This window comes from Mesorhizobium sp. B2-5-11 (assembly GCF_006440835.1).
Lineage (GTDB): Bacteria > Pseudomonadota > Alphaproteobacteria > Rhizobiales > Rhizobiaceae > Mesorhizobium.
In genome coordinates this window covers 1065865-1088516 of the sequence record NZ_VFUK01000001.1, presented here as the reverse complement: position 1 = coordinate 1088516, position 22652 = coordinate 1065865, and the positions used below count along the sequence as shown (strand labels likewise).

The 22652-nt window shown below is 61.9% G+C and carries 27 protein-coding genes and 1 tRNA gene; 13 read left to right on the top strand and 15 right to left on the bottom strand.

Annotated features, from left to right (window positions below; genetic code table 11):
• Positions 1–33: 33 nt before the first annotated feature.
• Both FJ490_RS05520 and FJ490_RS05515 read right to left on the bottom strand, forming a co-directional pair.
• Positions 34–465: a CBS domain-containing protein gene (locus FJ490_RS05520; RefSeq protein ID WP_140493682.1), complete on the bottom strand. Its 432-nt coding sequence runs from the start codon at positions 463–465 to the stop codon at positions 34–36.
• 87 nt (positions 466–552) lie between these two features.
• Positions 553–1311: a rhomboid family intramembrane serine protease gene (locus FJ490_RS05515; protein ID WP_140522115.1), complete on the bottom strand. Its 759-nt coding sequence runs from the start codon at positions 1309–1311 to the stop codon at positions 553–555.
• A 401-nt stretch (positions 1312–1712) separates the two neighbouring features.
• Here FJ490_RS05515 and FJ490_RS05510 point away from each other — a divergent pair, with 401 nt between their 5' ends.
• The 3 genes from FJ490_RS05510 (at position 1713) to FJ490_RS05500 (ending at position 3883) form a co-directional block, all read left to right on the top strand.
• Positions 1713–2345, top strand: a complete 633-nt coding sequence (locus tag FJ490_RS05510) for a PAS domain-containing protein (protein ID WP_140493687.1) — start codon at positions 1713–1715, stop codon at positions 2343–2345.
• Between the two features lie 119 nt (positions 2346–2464).
• A complete protein-coding gene (locus FJ490_RS05505; RefSeq protein WP_140493689.1) occupies positions 2465–3082 on the top strand; it encodes a PilZ domain-containing protein in 618 nt (205 codons plus the stop codon).
• A 192-nt stretch (positions 3083–3274) separates the two neighbouring features.
• Positions 3275–3883 carry a transglutaminase-like cysteine peptidase gene (locus FJ490_RS05500; RefSeq protein ID WP_140517647.1) on the top strand — a complete coding sequence of 203 codons (609 nt, stop codon included), beginning with the start codon at positions 3275–3277 and terminating at the stop codon, positions 3881–3883.
• Between the two features lie 161 nt (positions 3884–4044).
• Here the strand turns inward: FJ490_RS05500 and FJ490_RS05495 are convergent, their stop codons facing one another.
• Positions 4045–4572 (bottom strand): gamma carbonic anhydrase family protein, encoded by a 528-nt coding sequence (locus tag FJ490_RS05495; RefSeq protein ID WP_140493693.1) that lies wholly within the window; start codon positions 4570–4572, stop codon positions 4045–4047.
• A gap of 42 nt (positions 4573–4614) precedes the next feature.
• Entirely contained in the window at positions 4615–4935 is a 321-nt protein-coding gene (locus FJ490_RS05490) for a hypothetical protein (RefSeq protein ID WP_140522113.1), read from the bottom strand.
• A 102-nt stretch (positions 4936–5037) separates the two neighbouring features.
• Between FJ490_RS05490 and FJ490_RS05485 the strand changes: the two genes are divergently transcribed.
• Complete coding sequence (locus tag FJ490_RS05485) at positions 5038–5769, top strand: hypothetical protein (RefSeq protein WP_140558491.1); 732 nt, start codon at positions 5038–5040, stop codon at positions 5767–5769.
• A gap of 47 nt (positions 5770–5816) precedes the next feature.
• Here the strand turns inward: FJ490_RS05485 and FJ490_RS05480 are convergent, their stop codons facing one another.
• Together FJ490_RS05480 and cysE are read right to left on the bottom strand one after the other, a co-directional pair.
• Complete coding sequence (locus FJ490_RS05480; protein ID WP_019857879.1) at positions 5817–6020, bottom strand: DUF3126 family protein; 204 nt, start codon at positions 6018–6020, stop codon at positions 5817–5819.
• 148 nt (positions 6021–6168) lie between these two features.
• Complete coding sequence (gene cysE / locus FJ490_RS05475; RefSeq protein ID WP_140564637.1) at positions 6169–7017, bottom strand: serine O-acetyltransferase; 849 nt, start codon at positions 7015–7017, stop codon at positions 6169–6171.
• 124 nt (positions 7018–7141) lie between these two features.
• Between cysE and FJ490_RS05470 the strand changes: the two genes are divergently transcribed.
• The gene (locus FJ490_RS05470; RefSeq protein WP_140625535.1) at positions 7142–7747 is read left to right on the top strand and encodes a hypothetical protein; all 606 of its coding nucleotides are present in this window, start codon (positions 7142–7144) and stop codon (positions 7745–7747) included.
• 43 nt (positions 7748–7790) lie between these two features.
• Here FJ490_RS05470 and FJ490_RS05465 read toward each other — a convergent pair whose 3' ends face one another.
• The 3 genes from FJ490_RS05465 to FJ490_RS05455 are packed head-to-tail and all read right to left on the bottom strand — an operon-like array spanning position 7791 to position 9710.
• A complete protein-coding gene (locus FJ490_RS05465) occupies positions 7791–8558 on the bottom strand; it encodes an alpha/beta hydrolase (protein ID WP_140558495.1) in 768 nt (255 codons plus the stop codon).
• A gap of 20 nt (positions 8559–8578) precedes the next feature.
• Complete coding sequence (locus tag FJ490_RS05460) at positions 8579–9142, bottom strand: DUF192 domain-containing protein (RefSeq protein ID WP_140522103.1); 564 nt, start codon at positions 9140–9142, stop codon at positions 8579–8581.
• A gap of 22 nt (positions 9143–9164) precedes the next feature.
• The gene (locus FJ490_RS05455; protein ID WP_181165163.1) at positions 9165–9710 is read right to left on the bottom strand and encodes a cold-shock protein; all 546 of its coding nucleotides are present in this window, start codon (positions 9708–9710) and stop codon (positions 9165–9167) included.
• Positions 9711–9978: 268 nt separating this feature from the next.
• Here FJ490_RS05455 and gloA point away from each other — a divergent pair, with 268 nt between their 5' ends.
• Positions 9979–10419: a lactoylglutathione lyase gene (gloA, locus tag FJ490_RS05450; RefSeq protein ID WP_140558496.1), complete on the top strand. Its 441-nt coding sequence runs from the start codon at positions 9979–9981 to the stop codon at positions 10417–10419.
• Positions 10420–10548: 129 nt separating this feature from the next.
• Positions 10549–10842 carry a DUF2218 domain-containing protein gene (locus tag FJ490_RS05445; protein ID WP_140522099.1) on the top strand — a complete coding sequence of 98 codons (294 nt, stop codon included), beginning with the start codon at positions 10549–10551 and terminating at the stop codon, positions 10840–10842.
• A 31-nt stretch (positions 10843–10873) separates the two neighbouring features.
• On the opposite strand, the gene FJ490_RS05440 is transcribed toward FJ490_RS05445, so the two are convergent.
• Together FJ490_RS05440 and ilvA are read right to left on the bottom strand one after the other, a co-directional pair.
• Positions 10874–11428 (bottom strand): DUF1697 domain-containing protein, encoded by a 555-nt coding sequence (locus tag FJ490_RS05440; RefSeq protein WP_140522097.1) that lies wholly within the window; start codon positions 11426–11428, stop codon positions 10874–10876.
• Positions 11425–12681 (bottom strand): threonine ammonia-lyase IlvA, encoded by a 1257-nt coding sequence (gene ilvA / locus FJ490_RS05435; RefSeq protein WP_140493713.1) that lies wholly within the window; start codon positions 12679–12681, stop codon positions 11425–11427. Before ilvA ends, FJ490_RS05440 begins: the two co-directional genes overlap by 4 nt.
• A gap of 407 nt (positions 12682–13088) precedes the next feature.
• On the opposite strand from ilvA, the gene FJ490_RS05430 reads away from it, so the two are divergent.
• On the top strand, positions 13089–14162 hold the full coding sequence (locus tag FJ490_RS05430) for an alpha/beta hydrolase (protein ID WP_140493715.1): 1074 nt from the start codon (positions 13089–13091) through the stop codon (positions 14160–14162).
• Positions 14163–14304: 142 nt separating this feature from the next.
• Positions 14305–15465 (top strand): alpha/beta hydrolase, encoded by a 1161-nt coding sequence (locus FJ490_RS05425; protein ID WP_140631698.1) that lies wholly within the window; start codon positions 14305–14307, stop codon positions 15463–15465.
• Positions 15466–15486: 21 nt separating this feature from the next.
• On the opposite strand, the gene ade is transcribed toward FJ490_RS05425, so the two are convergent.
• The gene (gene ade, locus FJ490_RS05420; RefSeq protein ID WP_140728300.1) at positions 15487–17298 is read right to left on the bottom strand and encodes an adenine deaminase; all 1812 of its coding nucleotides are present in this window, start codon (positions 17296–17298) and stop codon (positions 15487–15489) included.
• A gap of 185 nt (positions 17299–17483) precedes the next feature.
• Between ade and FJ490_RS05415 the strand changes: the two genes are divergently transcribed.
• Entirely contained in the window at positions 17484–18149 is a 666-nt protein-coding gene (locus FJ490_RS05415; protein ID WP_140631693.1) for an outer membrane protein, read from the top strand.
• Between the two features lie 659 nt (positions 18150–18808).
• On the top strand, positions 18809–19099 hold the full coding sequence (locus FJ490_RS05410) for a hypothetical protein (protein WP_140558505.1): 291 nt from the start codon (positions 18809–18811) through the stop codon (positions 19097–19099).
• A gap of 177 nt (positions 19100–19276) precedes the next feature.
• On the opposite strand, the gene FJ490_RS05405 is transcribed toward FJ490_RS05410, so the two are convergent.
• The gene (locus FJ490_RS05405; protein WP_140558506.1) at positions 19277–19513 is read right to left on the bottom strand and encodes a hypothetical protein; all 237 of its coding nucleotides are present in this window, start codon (positions 19511–19513) and stop codon (positions 19277–19279) included.
• 480 nt (positions 19514–19993) lie between these two features.
• Here FJ490_RS05405 and FJ490_RS05400 point away from each other — a divergent pair, with 480 nt between their 5' ends.
• Positions 19994–20293: a DUF1236 domain-containing protein gene (locus FJ490_RS05400; RefSeq protein ID WP_140493726.1), complete on the top strand. Its 300-nt coding sequence runs from the start codon at positions 19994–19996 to the stop codon at positions 20291–20293.
• 173 nt (positions 20294–20466) lie between these two features.
• On the opposite strand, the gene FJ490_RS05395 is transcribed toward FJ490_RS05400, so the two are convergent.
• Positions 20467–20552 (bottom strand) — tRNA-Leu (locus FJ490_RS05395).
• A 135-nt stretch (positions 20553–20687) separates the two neighbouring features.
• Positions 20688–21266: an NUDIX domain-containing protein gene (locus tag FJ490_RS05390; protein WP_140522089.1), complete on the bottom strand. Its 579-nt coding sequence runs from the start codon at positions 21264–21266 to the stop codon at positions 20688–20690.
• Positions 21267–21419: 153 nt separating this feature from the next.
• On the opposite strand from FJ490_RS05390, the gene FJ490_RS05385 reads away from it, so the two are divergent.
• Positions 21420–22523 carry an NADH:flavin oxidoreductase/NADH oxidase gene (locus FJ490_RS05385; protein WP_140522087.1) on the top strand — a complete coding sequence of 368 codons (1104 nt, stop codon included), beginning with the start codon at positions 21420–21422 and terminating at the stop codon, positions 22521–22523.
• Positions 22524–22652: the final 129 nt, after the last annotated feature.

The following is a 22652-nucleotide window of genomic DNA, read 5'->3' as shown; positions in this document are numbered from 1 at the left end:
CGGCCGTTTGCGCGGCCGGCGGTTGCTTGCCGCTCAGGCGGTAGCAATATAGGCGCGGATTTCCTCAGCCTCGCGCTCGACATCCTCGATACGACGCTTGACCACGTCGCCGATCGAAACGATGCCGTCGAGCATGCCGTCCTTTTCCACCGGAAGGTGGCGGAAGCGGCCCCGGGTCATGATCTCCATCACCTCGTTGACGGTGTGATTCTCGTTGCAGATCTTCACTTTCGGCGTCATCGCGGAACGAACGGCTATGTCGAGCGCGGCAGCGCCTTCCCTGGCGACGACGCGCACGATGTCGCGCTCGGACAGGATGCCGACGATCTTGCGGTCTCCATTGGTGATGACCAACGCCCCGATCCTGTGTTCGGCAAGGATGCGGATGGCTTCGCTCAGTTTTTCGTTCGGCCCGAGCGTCAACACGTCGTGGCCTTTTTGCTCGAGAATGGCCTTAACCGTCATGGCGTCCTCCTCTACTTTGCCAACCGGTTCCTGCCCTGACCGGCTTTCACGTAAGAGTGAACATCGTGCGCCGCGATCGGTTGCATTTCAAGTGCGGTGGTCGGTCGTCTCCCAATCGAGCGGCTGCCAACGCCTGTCGAACCAGCGCAAGCCGAAGAAGCCGGCGACAAAGCCGCCAATATGAGCCTCCCAGGCGATCTGGCTGTCGACGCCGGGGGCGAAGCCGACAAGGCCGGTGACAAGATTGATCATCATCCAAACGGCAAGGAAGATCATCACGCCACGCGAGCGCAGCACCATTGCGATCGGCAGCACGGGGCCGGCGAAAGCGGCTTTGCCCGCCGAACGATCCGTACGGAAGCCAAAGCGTGCCGCCGCTCCCATCATGCCCGATATCGCACCGGAAGCCCCGACCAGCGGCGCTTCGCCATATGGATGCATGGCCCAGAAAAGCGCCACTGAAGCCAGTCCCGTCGCGGCGAAGAACAACGCGAACCAGAACGCTCCGAGCCGATTGGCCAACGGCGAGCCAAAGGCAGCGAGCCAGACCATATTGATGGCGATATGCGCAAATCCACCATGCATGAAGGCATAGGTGAAGGGCCGCGTGAACAGGAACCAGTCGAAGCCGTATTGGCCGGTGTAGAGGACAGGGATGAAGGCCCCATCGTAAAGCAGTGTCATTTGCTGAGCATCACTCAGCACGTATTGCTGCAACAGGTAGATGGCCACGCAAATGGCGATCACCGCCAGCACGATCGGCGGCAGGTTGAAGATCGGCTCGCGACGCGGCTCGGGCTCGCGATCCGCCTGTTCTATTTCCGGTGGGCTTACAGGTTCACTCATGCGCACTAGCACTCGGTCCAGGATTCGTTGTTGCGAGCATCTAGACCACTGCCCGCCGGACCACAAAGGGCGAATCGCCGAGCGCGAATCAAAAGTGCCGAATCAAAAGAAAGCCGTCCAAGGTTTCCCTTGAACGGCTGTCGAGTCCCCTGTTCCCCCGAACTCTTGACTGAAGTGCTGCCGATCGTCGCGAAACGACCGCTTCTGGAGTGGTTTTTGTGTGCCACGCGGCTCGACCGGGCGCAACGTAAACCACTTGTTAACCTTAACGGCCCCGACCCGTGAACAAGTGTTAACGACGCTGGCACGCTTCCTGCTCCGCAACGCATGTAGGTCATCGGAGGGCGCCCTTCTGTTCACCGATGGGACATCAGACGACAGAATGCGCGGAGCTGCTTAGCATGAACCAGAACGGATCGATCACGCTGTTCCAGTATTGGAACCGCTTGCGTGATGGACGCCCAGCCCCGAAGCGCTCGGAAGTGGAGCCGGCCGATATCAAGTCGCTGCTGGCCGACACCTTCATCCTGGAAAGGGACACGCGTGGGCAAGCGGTGTTCCGGCTGGCCGGCACAAGGCTCTGCGCCTCCTATGGCCGCGAACTCAAGGGGTTCTCCTTTCCCTCGCTGTGGCGCGAGAAGGACCAGCGGCTGGTCTCGAAGCTGATCCATGGCGTGTTCGACCAGAAATCCGTCGTGCTGATCATGTTCGAGGGCTTCAGCCGCAACGGCCGTTCCAACAAGTTCGAACTGCTTGCCTTGCCGCTGGATGGCGGCGTCGAAAACCCGCGTTGCCTTGGCGTGATCAGCGCTGTGGAGAAGCCGTTCTGGCTGGGCGCCGACCCGCTCACGGACGCGTTGATCGATTCGATCCGTGTCATCGATCCCGAAAAAGAGTTGCTGGCGAGCCGGCCGGCGATCGACGTTCCCTCGCTTGTTCCCGCCGAACTGGAGGCGCCCGAAACCATCTCCGCGCTCGGCCGAGCGCGCCGCATCCGCCACCTCGTCGTCTTCGATGGCGGGCGCGAGGAATAGTTGACGATCCTACAGCCCCGCCTGCCCGTTTTTCCCCTTTGTTAACCCGCTTTGCTGTAGTTCTGGGATGAAGTCCCTGGCATCGGCGCGCGGGGATGCCAAACGGGGTGTAGGCAGTCATGAGGTCAGCGGCGGTCGACTACGCGCCGTCCCAAGCTGAGAGACGTAACTTTCAGCGCGTCCGGGTCAAGATATACGGGCGCTTCATGCTGGAAGACCGCACCGAACATCCTTGCCAGGTCGTCGATATGTCGCCGGGTAACGTCGCGTTTCGCACGGACCGCATCGGCATGCCCGGTGAAAAGGTCATCGCCTATGTCGACCATATCGGCCGCATAGAAGGCGTCGTCACCCGCACCTTGCAGGACGGTTTCGCAATGACGGTGATTGCGTCGGACCGCAAGAAGGACAAGCTCGCCGCGCAATTGACGTGGCTCGCCAACAAGCACGAGCTAGATCTGCCGGAAGACCGCCGCCACGAGCGCGTCGCCCCCCGCAACCCGACCAGCATCCTGCAGCTCACCGACGGGCGTCAGTACCAGTGCCGCATCATCGACCTGTCGCTCTCCGGCGCCGCGATCGAGATCGATGTCAAGCCAGCGATCGGCGTCCAGGTCATGCTCGGCACCATGCGCGGACAGATCGTGCGGCATTTCGAGGATGGCGTCGCCATCGAATTCGCCGTTATCCAGCGGCCTGAGACGCTCGATTCGGAATTCAACACGCCGCGCGCCTGACAAGGCCCAACAGCGTCCAGATCAAAACCGGCCGCGCGGCCGGTTTTTGTATTTTACGACAACGATTGACCACTCAAAAGTTTCAAATTTGATACCTATTCTAGGGACGTTTTACTCAATATCTACTGCGCGCTTTTGCGTCGAATAAATCCACCTGTGGCAATGTCTCCCTCGAACGGGGAGACAAAAACAATGAAGAAAACGAGAGGCAAGCTGTTGCTGATGGCAATGGCGATGCAGCTTTCCGCTTGGGGATCAGCATATGCCGCGGGACCGGCCTATATGCACACCGGCGGCCGCACCACACAGCCTGTCGGACACTATGAATTCTGCCAGCGCATACCGGGCGAATGCAGCGAGCGGACACCCAAGGGGGCGCCGGTCGAACTGACCCGCAAGCTGTGGGCGACGATCCTCAGCATCAACAACTCGGTCAATACCCGCGTCAAGCCGCGCACCGACATGGAAAACAACGGCGTCGAGGAATATTGGGCCTATCCCGACAATGGCTATGGCGATTGCGAGGACTACGCGCTGGAAAAGCGCCGCGAGCTGATGGACGCCGGCGTTCCGGCCGGCAACCTGTTGATGACGGTCGCGCGCCAGCCAAACGGTGACGGCCACGCGGTGCTGACCGTGCGCACCAGCCTCGGCGAATTCATCCTCGACAATCTGGAAACCAAGGTCCTGTCCTGGACGGACACCGACTACACCTACCTCAAGCGACAGTCGGATACCAATTCCGGCGTCTGGGTGACGATCAACGACGGCCGCGCCGACGCGGTCGCCAGCGTCCGCTGACGGCGTCGATCCGGCACGCGTGAACCAGAGACCAGGCGCTACGCATCAACGCGATGCGTCTAAGGAGAAACCCGGTCGAGTCCCCACCCTCCCCGTCCCAACGACCGGGTCTAAGGAGCCGGCCCCGTCCCCGGGCCGGCTCCGCCATTTCTGGCGGAGGCCTAGACCTTCTCCAAACCCGCCTTGAAGCGCCTGCCGTTGGCGACATAGTGCGCGGCCGAGGCCCGCAACCTTGCAATCGCAGCCTCGTCCAGGACCCTGATCGCCTTGGCCGGCGAGCCGACGATCAGCGAATTGTCCGGGAATTCCTTGCCTTCGGTGACCAGCGCGCCGGCGCCGACCAGCGAATTCTTGCCGATCCTGGCGCCGTTGAGCACGATTGCGCCCATGCCGATCAGGCTGTTGTCGCCAATGGTGCAGCCATGCAGCATGGCGCGGTGGCCGATCGTGCAGCCTTCGCCAATGGTCAGCGGGAAGCCGGGATCGGTGTGCATGACCGTGTGCTCCTGCACGTTGGTGTCGGCGCCGATCACGACAGGTTCATTGTCGCCGCGGATGACGACGCCGAACCAGAAGCCGGCATTGCGGCCGATGCTGATGTCGCCGATCAGCGTCGCATCGGGCGCGATCCAGTTTGAGCCCGCATCCGCGAAGTTCGGTTCGGTGCCATCGATCGCATAAAGCGGCATTTCTGGTCTCCGATTCGTCTCAAGCCTGGAAGTCGAACGACCCTAGGTTGACACCTCCCAACACGCAACGGCCACAAGAACGATGCCGAGCGCCAGCGTCCAGGCGACCGCCGTGCAGCCACAGGAAATCAGCGCCACCGACGAAATGCGACCCTCGCGGCGGGCGTCCAAGGCATCGTTGACCAGCATGAACGGCCCGGCGCACGCCGTGGCGGCGAGCGAACGCAGTACGTGCGCGGAGGACACATAAGGCTCGGTGAACGCGACCTTGCGCCCGGCAACCAACTCCATCGCCGATCCGACCAGCCCGCAAGCCGTCAACCCGACAAGAAAAGCGAACGCAGTTAGCTCAACCGGGCCCATCTTTACCTTCCGTTTACCATGAAATCGCACAGTCGCTGGAAGGACTGCAAGAGCCGTGCCGTGCGATGCGTGCCGTCACGGGACAGGAATCCGGGGACAGAGATGAAGCAGGCAGCGATCGCCGACGACCCCCAATTCACCGTGGTCGATTCCACGCTGATGAAGCGGGTGTTCTACGCCTTCGCAGCACTCGCCCTGCTGTCGGTCGCAATCAGCCTGGGCGGCAAATGGTTCGGCCATTCGATCGCCATGGCCGGCTACACGGATGATGCGACGATGCGCAAGGTGGTGATCGGCAACAATGTCATCGCCGTGCCTGCCAACTTTATCCGTTTCGAACAGGCGCGGCGCGACGGCATCGCCTCGCGGCTCGACCTCTACCTGCGCTATCCCCAGATGGATGGCTACAGCGAAGCTGCCCGCGGCGATTTCAATCACACGGGGCCAGCCAAAAGCATCGTCTTCCTGTCCTTCGAACAGCAGATGATGTCTCGCGACATGAGCGGACGTTTCGGGCCGATCTACAGCGCGTTGATCGTGCAGCCCGGCACGGCAGGTCCGGGCGGCACGACGATTTACGGTTTCAACGCGAAATCAGGTTACCTCAACGAGGTGCTCGTTGTCGGCAACCGGCCCGGCAAGGACCCGTTCGTGGCCCGCTGCCTGAGTGGGCCGGCAGCCGAACAATCGCTGGCGCCTTGCGAGCGCGACATCCATGTCGGCGAGGATCTCAGCCTCACCTATCGCTTCCCGAAGGAATTTCTGGGGGATTGGCAGGCGCTTGACGCGGCAATCACCGCCGAGGCCGGGCGTGTCCTGAAGGCGGGACAGTGACGGAAAGGCCGGCCGCGTTTGCGTCCGGCATCGCCATGGGCGTGGGATCAGCCCAGATCGATGTCGAGGATCGCCATCGAGAAATTGTAGTCGCCGTCATCCTCGTCTTTGAAGACGATGCCGAGGAATTCGTCGCCGACGTAGACTTCGGCCGAATCCTCCTTGCGCGGCCGTGCCTTGACCTCGAGCTTGGGGTTCTGGAAGACGCGCTTGAAATAGGCGTCCAGCTTTCTGATTTCGTCAGGCTTCAACAGTCTTCTCCGATCATCGGGCTTGCTCGTTTGAACGGCGCTTCTGACACGTTGACGATGGCCATGTAAAGGCAAGCTCGCCGTATTGCACGGCAATCGGACTCGTCGACGCGAGCAGTGCGAAACTCCCCGACGCCCCTCAGTAAAATTAGATGTCGAAGCTGACGACCTGGTCCATCGTCTGCGACGGTAGAAGCTGGTCCATCTGGCGCGACGGCTGGTCGCAGCCGGTCTCGCCGACGACGCGAGCCGGCACGCCTGCGACCGTCTTGTTATGCGGCACCGGCGACAGCACCACCGAACCGGCGGCGATCTTGGAGCAATGGCCGATTTCGATGTTGCCGAGAATCTTGGCGCCGGCACCGATCAAGACGCCACGACGAATCTTGGGGTGACGGTCTCCGCCGGCCTTGCCGGTGCCGCCGAGCGTGACACCGTGCAGGATCGACACGTCGTCCTCGATGACCGCTGTCTCGCCGACGACCAGGCCGGTGGCGTGGTCGATGAAGATGCCCTTGCCGATGCGGGCCGCCGGATTGATATCGGTCTGGAAAACCGAGGACGAACGGCTTTGCAGATAGAGCGCGAAATCCTTGCGCCCCTGGTTCCACAGCCAATGCGCCAGCCTGTGGGTCTGGATGGCGTGAAATCCCTTGAAGTAGAGCACCGGCATGATGAAGCGGTCGCAGGCCGGATCGCGGTCGTAATAGGCCTGGATATCGACACGCACGATGGTCGGCCAATCCTTGTCGTCGGCCAGCATCGACTTGAAGGTCTGGCGGATGAGATCGGAACCTATGTCCTGGTGCGCCAACCGCTCGGCCAGCCGGTGGATGACCGCCTCCTCCAGGCTCTCCTGATTGAGGATGGTCGAATAGAGGAAGGCGGCGAGCAGCGGGTCGCGATTGACCGCGTCCATCGCTTCGTCACGGATCGAGCGCCAGATCGGATCGACCGGCTGCAACGCGCTGTGTCGGGAAATGCTGATGCTGTTCATCGACGTCGTCCTGCCGCCTTGCCTAATGTCGGGCCGCACATATAAGCCAGATCATAGCACGATTGAACTCAATTTTCCTTAGTGCTCTGTCAAATGGATTTGGTTAGCGGGAATTCAAGCCGGCATGGAAAATGAACTCTTGCTCGACAATGCCCTCAAACGCGAGCTTTCCGCTCTCTATGAGAGACAGGACCGCCATTACCACAACCTTACCCATATCGAGGCGATGCTGGCGCTCGCCGGCGAGTACCAGAAGCTGCTCGACGATCCCGAGGCCGTCGAGGCGGCGATCTGGTTCCACGACGCCGTCTATGACAGCCGGGCTAAGGACAACGAGGCGCAAAGCGCAGCACTCGCGGAAAAAAAGCTCGCGGGCCGCATCGACGCCCAGCGCCTCTGCCGCATCAGCGCCATGATCCTTGCCACCGCAACACACCAGTTGCCGGGCTTCGAAGACACGGCCGCGGTGCGTGACGCCGCTCTTTTCCTGGACATGGACCTGTCGATCCTCGGCGCAGCGCCGGATGCATTCGATGCCTATGAGCGCGCGATCCGCGCCGAATATCAATGGGTGGAGGAGCCGATCTGGCGGGCCGGACGCGGCGCGGTGCTGAACAGCTTCCTGACACGCCCGCACATCTTCCACAGCGAGGAATTCCGTCGGCGCTTCGAGCAGCAGGCCAGGCTGAATCTCACCCGGTCGCTCGAAGCGCTGCAAAAACCAGCGTGACATCTGGCTTGTGCATCAGGTTTTATCGGGCTCTTGCGCCGGGTCAAAGCGGATTTTCGGCGTAGAATTCCAGCACACGCCGCTTGAAGGTCTTGTCGCCGACGGCCAGCATATGGTCACGGCCTTCGATGTGGAAAGCCTTGGCGTTGGGCATCAGTGCGGCAAGTTCGTCGGGCGAGCCGCCAATGTCGTCGGTGGTGCCGACGGCGATCAGCGTCGGCTGGGCGATCCGGGCAATTTCATCCTCGCTCAGCAACTCGCGGGAGGTGGCGATGCAGGCCGCGAGCGCCCGGCGGTCGCTGCGAGTCTGGTCGGCGAAGGCGCGAAACGAACGGCCGCGGGGATGAGTGGTCTTGGCCGGATCGTCGGCAAGAAGGGCTGCCGCGATCGGATCCCAATCGCCGACGCCGTCGATCATGCCGATGCCGAGACCGCCGAAGACCAGCGTCGCCACCTTGTCGGGATCCGACAGCGCCAGGAATGCCGCTATCCTCGCGCCCATCGAATAGCCCATGACATGGGCGCGCCCGATGCCGAGATGATCGAGCAAAGCAGCCGCGTCCGAGGCCATCCGGGCCGGGGTGTAATCTGCCTCTTCGTAGCTTTTCGATGACGAGCCGTGGCCGCGATTGTCCAGCGCAATGGCGCGGTAGCCGTCATCGTTCAGCGTCTTGAACCAGCCGGGCGAAACCCAGTTGACGTAATGGCTGGAGGCAAAGCCATGGATCATCAGCACAGGATCGCCCCGGCCCGATTCCGGCTGGCGGTCGAGGAAGGCGATATCGAACCCGTCATGGGAAAAAAACTGCATCGGCTATACTGCCCGCGTCCTCAACCGCCACCGCCGTTCGGCGCATCGCCATTGTCCGATGGCGGCACCTCGGGGCCTGATATGGTGCCAACGGCCGGATGGCGCACCAGGTCGCCATAATCGATACCGTTCCTGGCGGCGGTGCCCGCCTTGAGCTCAAGCACGAAGCGCACCGGCACGCCGGGCGAAATCAGCGCCTGGGATTGCGGCTCGCCGTGCTTGACCGCCCGGATCTTGCCATCCTGGCCGATAAAAACCAGGTCAAGCGGCATCGGCGTGTTCTGCATCCAGAAGTTGACCTGCTGCTGCATGTCGAAGACGAACAACATGCCGTGATCGTCCGCCATGTCCTGGCGATACATCAAGCCGGCCTCGCGTTCAGCATCGGTGTCGGCGATTTCGATGGAAAAGGAGCGATCTCCGCCTTTCGTCGCCACGACCAGCGGCGTCGGGTCCACCGGCAGGGTCATCACCCGGCTGTCGGCCGCCGTCGGTGCAGGCAAATAGAAATAGGCGCCCGCGGCGACGATGACGGCAGCCAGGACGCACATTGCGCCCGCCGTCAGCCAGTTCCTATGTGTCATGCGAAAATCCTCGGCAACCGCCCTAATGCGCGACCGGCAAGGTTCCCATATCGGGGTGGATTTCGGCAGCCATAAGGCCTTTGTCGCCGCGCCCGAAGCGGACAAGCACGACCTGCCCCGGCCGAAGCTCGGTGATGCCGTAGCGACGCAAGGTTTCCATATGGACGAAGATGTCCTCGGTGCCCTCGCCCCGGGTCAGGAAACCAAACCCCTTGGTGCGGTTGAACCACTTCACCAAGGCACGTTCCAGCCCGCTTTCGGGTGTCACCGAGACATGGGTGCGCTGTTCCTGCATTTCCGCGGGATGGACCGCTGTGGTGACATCCATCGAGAGAACCCGGAAAGCCTGCAATCCGCGCTCGCCCTGCTTGACGAGGCAGACAACGCGCGCTCCCTCCAGAGCAGTCTGGAAACCATCCCGTCTAAGGCATGTCACATGGAGGAGGATGTCGCCTGAAACGCCGTCATCCGGGAGGATGAAGCCATAGCCCTTGGCTACATCGAACCACTTGATGGCGCCGGATATTTCGGTCAGATCGACGGCATCGCCGCCTTCGTCGCGCTTCATGGCGTCGCCAAGGGTTTCGGACCGCCCCGTCAAAGAGGCTTTTTCCCCCATAAGAATGCCCCCTTTTTTCAAGAACACCGCAACTGATTCTTGACACCAGATTAACACTGCGGCTTCCGGTGAGTGCAAGACCTGACGTGCCTTTTTTCACGGTTCATTATGCGAATACCGGATTTGTTCTTTGGCGGCGCCGGCAGCCGCCTGGGATTTGCCCTTTGGACGGCCCACCCCTATGTTGCGCCGCAACCCAACAAGTCGAGGAAATCACATGCGCTATCTGCACACCATGGTTCGCGTCGCCGACATCGATGCTTCGCTCGATTTCTACTGCAACAAGCTCGGCCTGAAGGAAGTGCGCCGCTACGAGAACGAGCAGGGCCGCTATACGCTGATCTTCCTGGCCGCGCCGGAAGACGAGCAAAGCGGCATCGACGAGAAAGCACCGCTGGTCGAGCTCACCTACAATTGGGACCCGGAAGACTACAAGGGCGGCCGCAATTTCGGCCACCTCGCCTATGAAGTCGACGACATATACGCCACCTGCCAGCGGCTGATGGACAGCGGTGTCACCATCCACCGGCCGCCGCGCGACGGCAACATGGCTTTCGTCAAGTCGCCGGACGGAATCTCGATCGAACTTCTGCAGAAAGGTCCGGCGAAGGCAAAGGCCGAACCGTGGGCGTCGATGCCGAACACCGGAAGCTGGTGATCGATCACCTTTTCGAGCGGTCGGCAGCCGGCCTATGGCGGCGGGCGAGCTTGCGCCTATCTATGCGGCGATAGCGCCCGCCTCGAAAGCGGGCACCGTTTCGTGCGTTTCACCCTCGGAGATCCCTTCATGACGATCAGCCATGCCGATGTCACCACCGCACATGCAAGCCGTTATCTGCAGCAATTGTGCAAACATTGGGCGCACAAATTCCCCGTGGAATTCGATCCCAATCATGGCGCCATCGACCTTTCGCTCGGCCGCACCATCATGGATGCCGATGGAGCTGCGCTGCACATCACCGTATCGAGCGACGACCCCGGCTCTATCGAACGCCTCGAAAGCGTCGTCGCCGACCACATCAAACGCTTTGCGTTTCGCGAGGAGCTGACGTTCGACTGGAAACGCGCCGAGGCGGCGTAGGCTCTTGTCTACGCATTACGGCAGGCATTAATCAGCCGCCGCCGGGCTTGCCGGCCATCTCCAGCAGCGCCAGCACCGAGCGCCAGTTGCGCGCAGTGCCCGGTACCTTCAGTACGCGTGGAATGAGATTGGCAAACACCGATTTGCCCAGTCCGTCGGGTGCATGCAGGTAAAGCACGTCGCCCTTGATCTCGAACCGCTCCGGACCCGTACATCTTTCGGCCAGCCGTGCCGCCTCCTCGGCGGTAGGCGCGCGCTCCAGCGCATACGCGTGCAGCTTTGTCGGCTCCTCGGCAATCTCCGGATAGGGATTTTCCCTGACCAGCCGTTCGACCCAGCCGAGATCGCGCACCATGATGCGCGAATGAAAACCCCATTTCTCCTCGAAAGCCGCTTCGATCTGTTTGGTCAGCGTGGCGGCGTCTCCCTCCTTCGCCCGGAACACCGCGTTGCCGCTCTGCACGTAGGTAGCGACATCGCAAAACCCGAGATCCTCCAAGAACGCCCGCAACTCGGCCATCCTGACGATGCGGTTGCCGCCGACATTGATGCCTGAAAACAGGGCGATGAAGACGTTTCCGCTCATATGATGAACCCGGCCAATGTCTCGTTGTCGGTGATATCCTGATACTGGACGCCTTCGGCCTCGAAATTCGCTTTCAGCAGGTCGAAATTGCGGCGATCCTTGGTTTCGATGCCGATCAGAACCGAGCCGAAATTGCGTGCCGACTTCTTCAGATATTCGAACCGGGCGATGTCGTCGTCCGGCCCCAGCATTTCAAGGAAGTCGCGCAGCGCGCCCGGCCGCTGCGGAAAGCGGATGATGAAGTATTTCTTCAGGCCCTCGAAGCGCAGTGCCCGTTCCTTGACGTCCGGCAGCCGTTCGAAATCGAAATTGCCGCCCGAAACCACCGCCACGATGGTCTTGCCGCGGATTTCCTTCCTGGAAAAATCCTTCAGCGCATCGATAGCCAGCGCGCCGGCCGGCTCCAGCACCACGCCCTCGACATTGAGCATCTCGATCATGGTCGCGCAGAGCCGGTTTTCCGGGATCAACCGCACCGTGTCGGCGGCGAAGTCCTTGAGGTGACGCAGGGGCTCACGGCCGATCTCGGCGACCGCCGCGCCGTCGACGAAATTATCGACCTTGGCGAGTTTGAGCCGTTTTCCCGCCGCAAGGCTCTCGCGCAGGCTTGGCGCCCCTGCCGGTTCGCAAAAGACGAAGCGCGCCTCACGCCCCTGATCGGCGAAGTAGTGCGTCACCCCTGCGGCCAGACCTCCGCCGCCGACCGGCAGCATGACGATGTCGGGCATGCCCGCGCCGGGCATCTGGTGGGCGATCTCATAGGCGACCGTCGCCTGTCCCTCGATGATGTCCTTGTGGTCGAAGGGCGGCACCATATGAGCGCCGGCGCTTTCGGTGAATTCGATGGCGGCGCGATAGCAATCGTCGAAGAAATCGCCGACGAGCCTGATCTCGACGAAGTCGCCGCCGAACAGCCGCGTCTTGTCGATCTTCTGCTGCGGCGTCGTCACCGGCATGAATACAACGCCCTTTTTACCGAAATGACGGCAGACGAAGGCGAAACCCTGCGCATGATTGCCGGCGGAAGCGCAGACGAACAGTTCGGCCTGATTGCCTTCGCCAAGTGCCTTGCGGAAGAAGTTGAAGGCGCCGCGGATCTTGTAGGAGCGCACCGGGCTCAGGTCCTCGCGCTTCAAAAGCACCCGCGCGCCGGTCTTCTTCGACAGATAGTCGTTCTCCTGCAGCGGCGTTTCCGGAAAGATCCGGCGGATCGCGGAAGCAGCGGTGGCAACACGGGAAGAGAAGCTGGTCATCGGAAAGCCACCTTGAACGCATGTCGTTTGAAAACGTCTATCATCGATTGGCTGCGGAACGCCCTTTTGTCGCGAGCCTTGCCGCCAAGCAACCCGATTCCGTCTATTGCACAGGCGACCCCGTGAAACCATTGCCCCGTCACTCATGTTCCCAAGCGGTCGGCATTTAGTGACGCATTTGCCGTTAGTTGGAGGCGATTGTTAATGTAATTCTTGAAATTCATGCGGGTGCCAAGCCCCGAAAGGGCCCGCCCTGATGCAGTCTGGCTTTCGTGCAACACTGCGGCGGCGGTCGCGAGACGCCGACCGCTTTTCGGCTGGGCACGACTTACTTCCGCCGCACTTGCGCTGTCGGGGGAGACTTGCGGAGGCGATTGGCCTTTTCGGGCCGGAGTGGAATTTCAGACGTGCCGTTGAAGACGATTTTTGCCATTGGCCTAGCCTTGCTTGTCGCGGGCTGCGCGGGACAGCAGACCCAGGAACTGCTCGGCAGCGCCATCGTGGCAGCGCCGGTGACCGAGATCGCCGGCAATCACAGCATCTTCATCGCCACCACGCGCAAGAAATCCGACGATCCGAACAAGGTCTTCGACGGCGAGCGATCGGCCACGCTGAACTACGCCCGCGTCAACGTCACCGTGCCCGGCATCCACCAGACCGGGCAGATCGAACGCCGCTCGCGCGGCAAGTCGAACGATCCGGCCAAGTATTTCATGGCCTCCGAGGTCGTCGGCTACGACACCCAGCCGAAATTCGCCAATGCGCTAAGTGCTGACATCGCGGCGCGCGGCGACCGCGTCATGGTCTTCGTCCATGGCTACAACACCGGCTTTGACGACGCCGTTTACCGCCTGACCCAGATCGTCCACGATTCCGGCTATCCCGGCACACCCGTGCTGTTTTCCTGGGCATCCGGCGCCAAGACCACCGACTATGTCTACGACAAGGAAAGCGCCAGCGCCGCGCGCGACCAGCTCGAGGTGACGTTGCGCATGCTGGCGCAGACCGGCGCGCGGCGCATCGACATCGTCGCCCATTCAATGGGAACCTGGGTGACCATGGAGACGCTGCGCCAGCTCGCCATCACCGGCGACCGTGATCTCGGCGGCAAGCTCGGCGACGTCGTGCTCGCATCGCCCGACATCGATGTCGACGTGTTCAAGAGCCAGATGCGCCGCTATGGCAAACCCAACAAGCCGTTCATCCTGTTGTTGTCCGATGATGACCGCGCGCTCCGGCTCTCCGGTCTGATTGCCGGCGCGCGGCCGCGCGTCGGCGACTACAAGGACGCCGCCGACCTTGCATCCTACGGCGTAACGGTCGTCGACCTCTCCAAGATCAAGGGAGCGGACAGTTTCAACCATACGAAATTCGCCGACAATCCCGCGCTGGTGAAGATGATCGGCCAACGGCTGCGCGAAGACGATGGATTTGCCAGCGACCGCGACGTGACCGACCGCATCAGCCTGCTCGGCCAATAGATGCATCGCCGCGGGTTCGCGTGGCCCGCTCGGCCTTGCGACAGAGTCGACCAACTTTGAACTGGACCGCGCCGGCCTCTGGCCTTATCGAAATATCCAGCGACGTCACGCGTTTGACGTCCTCCTTTGCGGGAGCCGGCGTGTGACGGTGCATTCGAAGAGTTTCGTCGTCATTGCGTTCACGCTGCTGGTCGCAGGCTGCGCCGGCCGAAACACGCACGATCTGCTGAACAGGACGACGGTTGCCGTACCCGCGTCCGACATCGCGGCCACCCACGAGATATTCGTCGCCACCACCCGCCAGAAGGCGACCAAGGACCCGCGGCAGGTGTTCGACGGCGATCGCTCCTTGACCACCAGCTTCGCCCGGGTCGACGTCACCGTGCCGAAAAGTCACAAGGTCGGCATGATCGAGCGTGTCCGGGGGTCTGCCAACAGCAATCCAGCCAAGGATTTCACCGCCAGGGATGTCGCGTTCTACGCGGATGCGCCGCAATTCGCCAAGGCGGTCGGTGCCGACATCGCCATGCGCGGCGACCGTGCGCTGGTTTTCGTGCACGGGTTCAACAATGGTTTCGACGACGGCATCTACCGGCTGACGCAGATCGCGCACGACACGAAATATCCGGGCACGCCGGTGCTGTTCTCCTGGGCCTCGAGCGGCAAGACGACGGGCTACATCTATGACAAGGAGAGCGCCAACGCGGCGCGTGACGACCTCGAGGCAACGCTCAGGATGCTGGCCAAGACGCGGGCCAAGAGTATCGACATCGTTGCCCATTCGATGGGAACATGGGTGACCATGGAGGCGCTGCGCCAGCTTGCCATCACCGGCGACCGCGATCTCGACGGCAAGCTCGGTTATGTCGTCCTGGCCTCGCCCGACATCGACGTCGACGTGTTCAAGAAACAGATGATCCGCTACGGCAAGCCGGACAAACCGTTCGCCATCCTGCTTTCAGCGGACGACCGGGCGCTCAAACTGTCTTCCCTGATCTCGGGCGACAAGCCCCGCGTCGGCGACTATGGCGACGCGGCCGATCTCGCCAGCTATGGCGTGTCTGTGGTCGATCTCAGCCAGACCAAGGGTGGCGACCGGCTGAACCACGCCAAATTCGCCGACAATCCGATCCTGGTTCAGTTGCTCGGCGACCGGCTGCGGGCCCCGGCCGGCCTGGCGTCGGACGAACCTCCAGTGCAGCTCAATAATCTCGGCCAAGGCCTCGGCAAGGCCGTCGGCTCGGTTGCCGAGATCGTCATCACCACGCCGTTCAAGGTGCTGACGATCGCCACCGGCGGATGAGCGAAGCGACCGCAACTGCTCTTATACGAAGAGGTCGACCTTCTGGAAGGTCGTCACGTCGATCAGGCCGACATCGGAAATCCTGAGCTCCGGAATGACGACCAGCGCCAGCAGCGAGTGCTGCATGTAGGCGTTGTTCAGCGAGCAGCCCATCTGGCGCATGGCCTCGGTCAGTTTGTCGGCCTTGGCCGCGACGATTTCGGCCCGCTCGTCCGACATCAGCCCGGCGATCGGCATTTCGACCAGTGCCAGTTCCTTACCCTTGGAAAACAGCACGACGCCGCCACCGACCTCGCCCAGCCGGTTGACCGCAAGCGCCATATCCCGCTTGTTGGTGCCAACGACGATGATGTGGTGGGCATCATGCGCCACGCTCGACGCCATCGCGCAATCGCCGATGTAGCCGAAGCCGGAGACAAAGGCATTGGTGACGCCGCCGGTACCCTTGTGACGCTCGACCAGCGCGATCTGGCAGACGTCGTTGCGGCGATCCATGGCGACCAGCCCGTCCTCGACGGCGAGATCCGCTTCCAGCGCCCGCGTCGGTGCCTGATTTTCGATGACCCCGATGACCCGGACCCGGACTTCGTTCGCGCCCTTGGGTGCCGTGATGTCGAAATCGTGGGCCTTCAGCTTCTTGCCGAGCTTGACGGTGTTCTTCGCCGCCTTGGGATAGTCGTAGACCGGAATGTCGATGTCGAGCTTGCCGGCCTTGGCCAGCCTGACGCCACGCGCATAGACCTCGTCGATGGTCATTTCGGCGAGATCCGAGACGATTAAAAGGTCAGCCAGCCGCCCCGGCGCGATCGATCCGATCTCGCGCTCCAGCCGGAAATGCTGAGCGGTGTTGAGCGTCGCCATCTGGATCGCGGTCACCGGTTTCAAGCCCTGGCTGATGGCGTGGCGGACCACGCGGTCCATATGCCCCTGGTGAACCAAGGTGCCGGAATGGCTGTCGTCGGTGCACAGCATGAAATTGCGCGGATCGATGCCGCCCTCGGTAACCGCCTTGATCTGCGAGGCGACGTCGTACCAGGCCGAGCCCAGCCGAAGCATCGCCTTCATACCCTGGCGCACGCGGGCGATGGCATCTTCGGCGCGCGTGCCCTCATGGTCGTCCTCCGGGCCGCCGGCGACATAGCCATGGAACGGCAGGCCGAGATCGCGCGAGGCATAGTGCCCGCCGACGGTCTTGCCGGCTTTCACGGTCGCGGCGATCTCGCCCGACATCACAGGATCGTTGGCGGCTACGCCAGGGAAATTCATCACCTCGCCCAGCCCGATGATATTTTCCCAGCCCATCGCCTCGGCGACGTCGGCGACCGTCAGTTCGGCGCCGGCATGTTCGAGCCCGGGGGCCGAGGGCACGCAGGACGGCATCTGGACATGCACGTTGATCGGCATGGCGACGGCCTCGTCATGCATCAGCCGCACGCCGGGCAGGCCGAGCACATTGGCGATCTCGTGCGGATCGATAAACATCGAAGTCGTGCCGTGCGGGATCACCGCGCGGCAGAATTCGGTCACCGTCACCATGCCGCTCTCGACATGCATGTGCGCGTCGCAAAGGCCGGGCACCAGATAGCGCCCGCCGGCATCGACCACCTTGGTGCCCTGCCCGATGGCATGGCCGGCGTTCGGACCGCAATAGGCGAAGCGGCCGCCGGCAATAGCGATGTCGGTGCCGGCTACGATCTCGCCGGAGTGAACATTGACCCAGCGCCCGTTGCGGATGACGAGATCGGCGGGTTTCCTGCCCATGGCGACATCGACCAGATGCGTTGCCATTTCAGTCCATGGTCTGGGTTTGCTGCCCGACGGCGTGTTCGCCATGAAGCGACTCCTGTTTGCCCGACTGTGCCAAGCCGCCACGGTTTTGACCAGCCTCACACTTTCTCCCGATTGTTCCAAGACCGACGGAGAGCGTAAATCGGCCGCACAGAAATGCGATTCCGTTTTGCCGCAAATCGGGTTACCGTGCCTGCCAGGATCTTCCAGCTCTTCGTTCGGGCAGTTCGATGCGTCGCCTAATGCTTGCAACTGTCGGTTTTCTTGCCGCTCTGGCCGCACCGGCTTTCGCAGCCGAACCTGTGGCCGATGTGCCGATGACCGCGCCCGGTTTCGACTGGACCGGCTACTATGCCGGCCTGCAAGGCGGTTATGGCTGGGGCAGTTCCGATGTCTCGGGAACCGAGGGCGAGCCGTTTGCCGCCTCGCCAGACCTCGACGGCGGTTTCGTCGGTGGCCATGTCGCCGGTCTGTGGCAATTCGACCAGGCTGTGCTCGGCGCCGAAGCAGAGCTTAACTATTCCTCGGCAAAGGGCGCCGAAGAACTGGGTGCGGGAAATCTGCTCGGCACGGATGTCAAGTGGTTCGGTTCCATCAATGCCAAGGCCGGCTATGCGATGGATCGGTTCCTGATCTACGGCATCGGCGGCGTCGCCTTTGCCGGCATCGAAACCTCCCAAGATGCCGGTACCTCGTTCGACAACACGCGAACCAGCATAGGCTGGACGGTTGGGGCCGGCGTCGACTATGCGCTGACCGACAGGTTCGTCGTCGCGGCGCAGTATCGCTACTATGATTTCAGCAAGGAGCATTTCGATGCGCCGGACGATTTTCTCGATCGCGACCAGAATGTGAAGCTGAATACGGTCGGCATCAATCTGAGCTACAAGTTCTGAGCCCCATCGCCGCGCCCGGTCACCGGGCAGGATCATGCTCGATCTCGCATGGTCCGCGACGGCAATTCTACGGCAATTCCAAGGACTGAGGGGCCGGCGTCCCCAGTGGGCGGGGGGATGGGTTGGGCCTGGTAGACGCCGGCCTCGACGGATCAGATCCGCCGCGCAGACACCGTATCATTGCCTGCGGCGCGCGGAATTGCGTGATCGCACCAGTATCACCATGCCCGCTTGTCTGAACGTCACCGGCGCAGCACTTGATGCCGCGTGCCGTTTATGATCCTGCCCTCGCACGCAGGCGCGCGTCCGCCATCGCAGTACCCGCGCCCGATCGCGCAGTGAACACTCAAAGAATTGCATCGAGAAAAGAGCCATCGAACCCGCAAGTGCGGACGAAGGTCCAAGAACATCAGCAAGACCTTGGTCCGAATACCTACAGCAGAGGTCCGATCAGCTCTCCTGCAAGGAACGTACTCGCATTCCTTTCATTTGTTGAACGGGTGCAGCAATGGTCCTTCATGTGCCCACGAGAGCAGGGTTACAATCATTTGCACCCTCAACCCCCTGCTCAGTTCGCAGGCAGAAAGCTCAAATCGAGATCTCGTGCGGCTTGAGCTGTCGTGAAACTACCCCGAGGGATCTGGAATGGAGAAACACTTATGAAAGCGATTTTTCTGACAAGTGCCATGGCGCTCGTTTTCGTTGCAATGCCGGTTGTCGCTTCGGCGGCAGAAGCCGACGTCGTCATCAAAACCCATCGCCATCATCACCGTCACGTGGCAGTGATCAACGATCAGGGCCATCGCCTCCATCATCGGCGCCATGGCACGGTGGCTTTCTATGACCAAGGTCGCCGGCATCATCGCCGCGACACCGTCGTCATAACGGGCTCAACTGAACGCCGTCACCACCGGCGTCACCCAGTGGTGATCTACGACAGCAACGACTAATATTGTGCAATCCGGCCCGGCTGATCGCCAACCCTGCCGGGCCGTGCCCGCGAGCGGCGGACCGACAACAAGGGAAGTGGAGGAAGCCAGGCGGGTCTTCCCTGTTGAAAATGAGTGCTTAATCGCAGCCCGGGTATGAGAGGCCGGTCGTGCTCTCCAGCTTGAGCTTCTGGTCCCTCAAGAGGGCGCCAGTAAAAAATAAGCGCCGGCGACCAGTGTCGATGTCAAACAAATCGCCATTGCCACGACCACCTTGGTCGCGAAGCGCTCAGCTCTCGCGCAAAGCGCGTCAGCAAAATCGTCGCTCTGGATACTTTTCAAGAGCGGCTTGGTGTCGACGCCAGCCATGTGATTGTCGTTGTCGGGGATTGTGACACGGTCACGGCCATCAGTTTTGATGGAACCAGGGGTCATGCTTTGCCTCACGAAGCGTCGGATTGACATCAGCCACCATTCGACGGAGCTGCCGGATTCGCCGATGCGGACGGCACTTTGGCTTTGGGAGCGTCAATCTTGACGCCGAATATTTTTTCCGCCTGCCAGAACAATGGCCACGGCAGCGCTGCCGCCAGAATTTACCACAGCGGGCCCGGCTGCCATGATCGGCCTCCAGTTGAAGATCATTAGCAAACGCAACGCACGCTTCCTACCGGCGGTTCCACTGCTAGGGCTTGGGTCCTATTGAACATGCGACCAAAGTCAGATCGTGGCGCGCAAAAGGCCCAAACCCGCGGTTGTTTGGAACTCACGCGTCTAAGAGCGATTGCCTGACAGGCCATCGAACGATGGTTCCCCTGATCGATGGCCAGCATTGGGAGCCCTTGCCAACCCTGGCAATCCTTCGGGCGCCACCGCGCTTCGCGTCAAGCCCAACGAGAGAGAAAGGAAGCAACAATGAGAACCGATCTTACAACCGTCGTAGCGGGATTCCTGCTGCTTGCCGGCATCGGTGCCGCCGCCGCACAGGATGTGGTCATTCAGCCGCAGGACGAAACCGTCATACAAGAATACGTAAAGAAACAGCCTCTGGCCTCAGTCAAGATTCCCGGCGTCGAGCTCAACGTCGGGACCGCCCTGCCCGACACGGTCGAGCTTCATGAAATTCCCAACGTCAAATATCGCTACGTCGTCGTGGACAATCACACCGTCGTCGTGGATCCCGGCACACGCAAGATCGTAAAGATTATCCAGTGAGCGCTTGAACGCCACGATCCGTCGTTTCAGGTCGGCGGATCGTGGCAACGTTCGCCGAGGGCCCATAGCCGACGGCGCGCCTCGGCGCACGGTCGCCGAGCCGCCGCTAAGAGACCCGGGTGGCACCCGTTGGTGGCGGCTAGGCTCTGCAGAGCATTGAAGTAGAGTTAAGGTGGTGCGGACGACGGGAATCGAACCCGTACGATCAGAGATCGAGGGATTTTAAGTCCCTTGCGTCTACCAATTCCGCCACGTCCGCGCGCCTTTCGTTTCAACTACCTAGGCGATCTCGTCAATCGGGGCCCATGCAGTCCCAAAAAAGCGTTGTGCAAAACACGTTCGTTTTCATTCGCCCCGCACCGATTCTTCGTCCCGCAGGGGCGACCGGTATCGGTCAAACAGCGATCGGATGGAGCTTCAGATGCTGGATCAGGATGATGGTCTTGGCGTCGATGATGCGGCCATCGGCAATGCCGGCCAGAGCCTCGTCGAGCGGCATTTCCAGCACCTCGATGTCCTCGCCTTCGTCCGCTGCGCCGCCACCGGCCGAAATGCGGTCGGCGGGCGAATAGAGGGCGGTGAAGAACCAGAGCCGCTCGGTGACGCTGCCCGGGCTCATATAGGGCGAAAACAGCCGCTCCACATGGTTCAGCCGATAGCCGAGCTCTTCCTCCGCCTCCTTGCGGATGCAGGTCTCCGGATCGTTTTCGTCGAGCAGTCCCGCGCAGGCCTCGACCAGCGGTTCGCGGTGGCCGGTGACATAGGCGGGATAGCGGAACTGGCGCACCAGGAGCACGGTTGAACGCTGGGGATCATAGGGCAGGATCACCGCGCCATCGCCGCGATCGTAAGTCTGGCGGATTTGTGTCTCCCATTGTCCGTCGCGGCGACGGTAGTCGAGGACGGTCTTCTTCAGAATCGCCCAGTCGTCGGATAGGATTTCTTCAGAACGGATGCGGATACGATCTTCCATCGGCTGCCTCCACGTTGCCCGGGAGGCGTAGCCGCGAATCGGCGTTCACGCAATCGGGGCAGCGGTTGGTCCAGTAAGCATTTCACTCTCTCGTGTGTGGCATGGCGGCGATCGATCGCCTAAATAGCGCATCCTATTCCCGGAGTTTCGTTCATGACCACATCGCTTTTCCAGCCGATCACGCTCGATGGCTTGAGCTTTCCCAACCGCATCGCCGTCGCGCCGATGTGCCAGTATTCGGCCGAGGACGGCTCGGCGAGCGACTGGCATCTCCACCACTGGATGAACCTGGCAATGTCCGGCGCCGGCATGGTCACGGTCGAGATGACCGATGTCGAGCGGCGTGGCCGCATCAGCCATGGCTGCCTCGGCCTCTATTCCGAAGACAATGAAGCCGCTGCGCGCCGCGCCCTGGACGCAGCAAGGCGCGTGGCCGCACCCGGCACCAAATTCGGCACTCAGCTTGCCCATGCCGGCCGCAAGGCCTCGAACCGCAAGCCTTGGGAGGGGGGCGGACCGCTGCAGCCGAACGAGGATCCTTGGCAGACCGTCTCGGCCTCGGCAATCGCCTACGATACCGGCTGGAACGTGCCGCGAGCGCTGGAGGAAGAGGAGATCCTCCAGCTCATCGAGCGGTTCGCCGAGGCGGCGAGGCGGGCCGAACGCGCGGGCTTCGACTTCATCGAGCTGCACGCGGCGCACGGCTATCTGATCTTCCAGTTCCTGTCGCCGCTCTCCAACCAACGCACGGACCGCTGGGGCGGCTCGCTGGAAAACCGCATGCGTCTTGTCGTCGAGATCGCCAAGGCGGTAAAAAAGGCAGCGCCAAACCTGATGCTGGGCGCCCGGCTGTCGGTCAAGGATTGGGTCGATGGCGGTTTCGACGTCGAGGATGCGATCGAAGTGGCGAAAGCGCTGAAGGCCGAAGGCGTCGCTTATCTCTGTTGCTCGAGCGGCGGCAATTCGCCCTTGCAGAAACTGCCCTCCGGCCCCGGCTATCAGGTGCATCTGGCGGAAGCCGTGCGCAGGGGCGCCGGCATCCCTACCCGCGCGGTCGGTCTGATCGACGATCCCAAGCAGGCAGAGGCGATCATCGCCGAAGGCCGCGCCGACATGGTTGCGCTGGCGCGCGCCTTCCTCGCCGACCCGCGCTGGGGGTGGCGAGCGGCCGCCACGTTCAGCGAGACGATCCATCCCGCGCCGCAGCTCGCGCGCTCGGTGACGACGATGCAGCACTGGATGAAGGCGGCGGGCTGAGCGACCCTTCCGAGAAGGGCGGAACGCGTCGTCGAACGACCGCGCAATGGAGCTTCCAAGGAGGTCTGGGACGTTTGGGCGCAGGCTGAGGACACGGTTGCAACCAAATTGACTGCTTTGCGTTGCGGC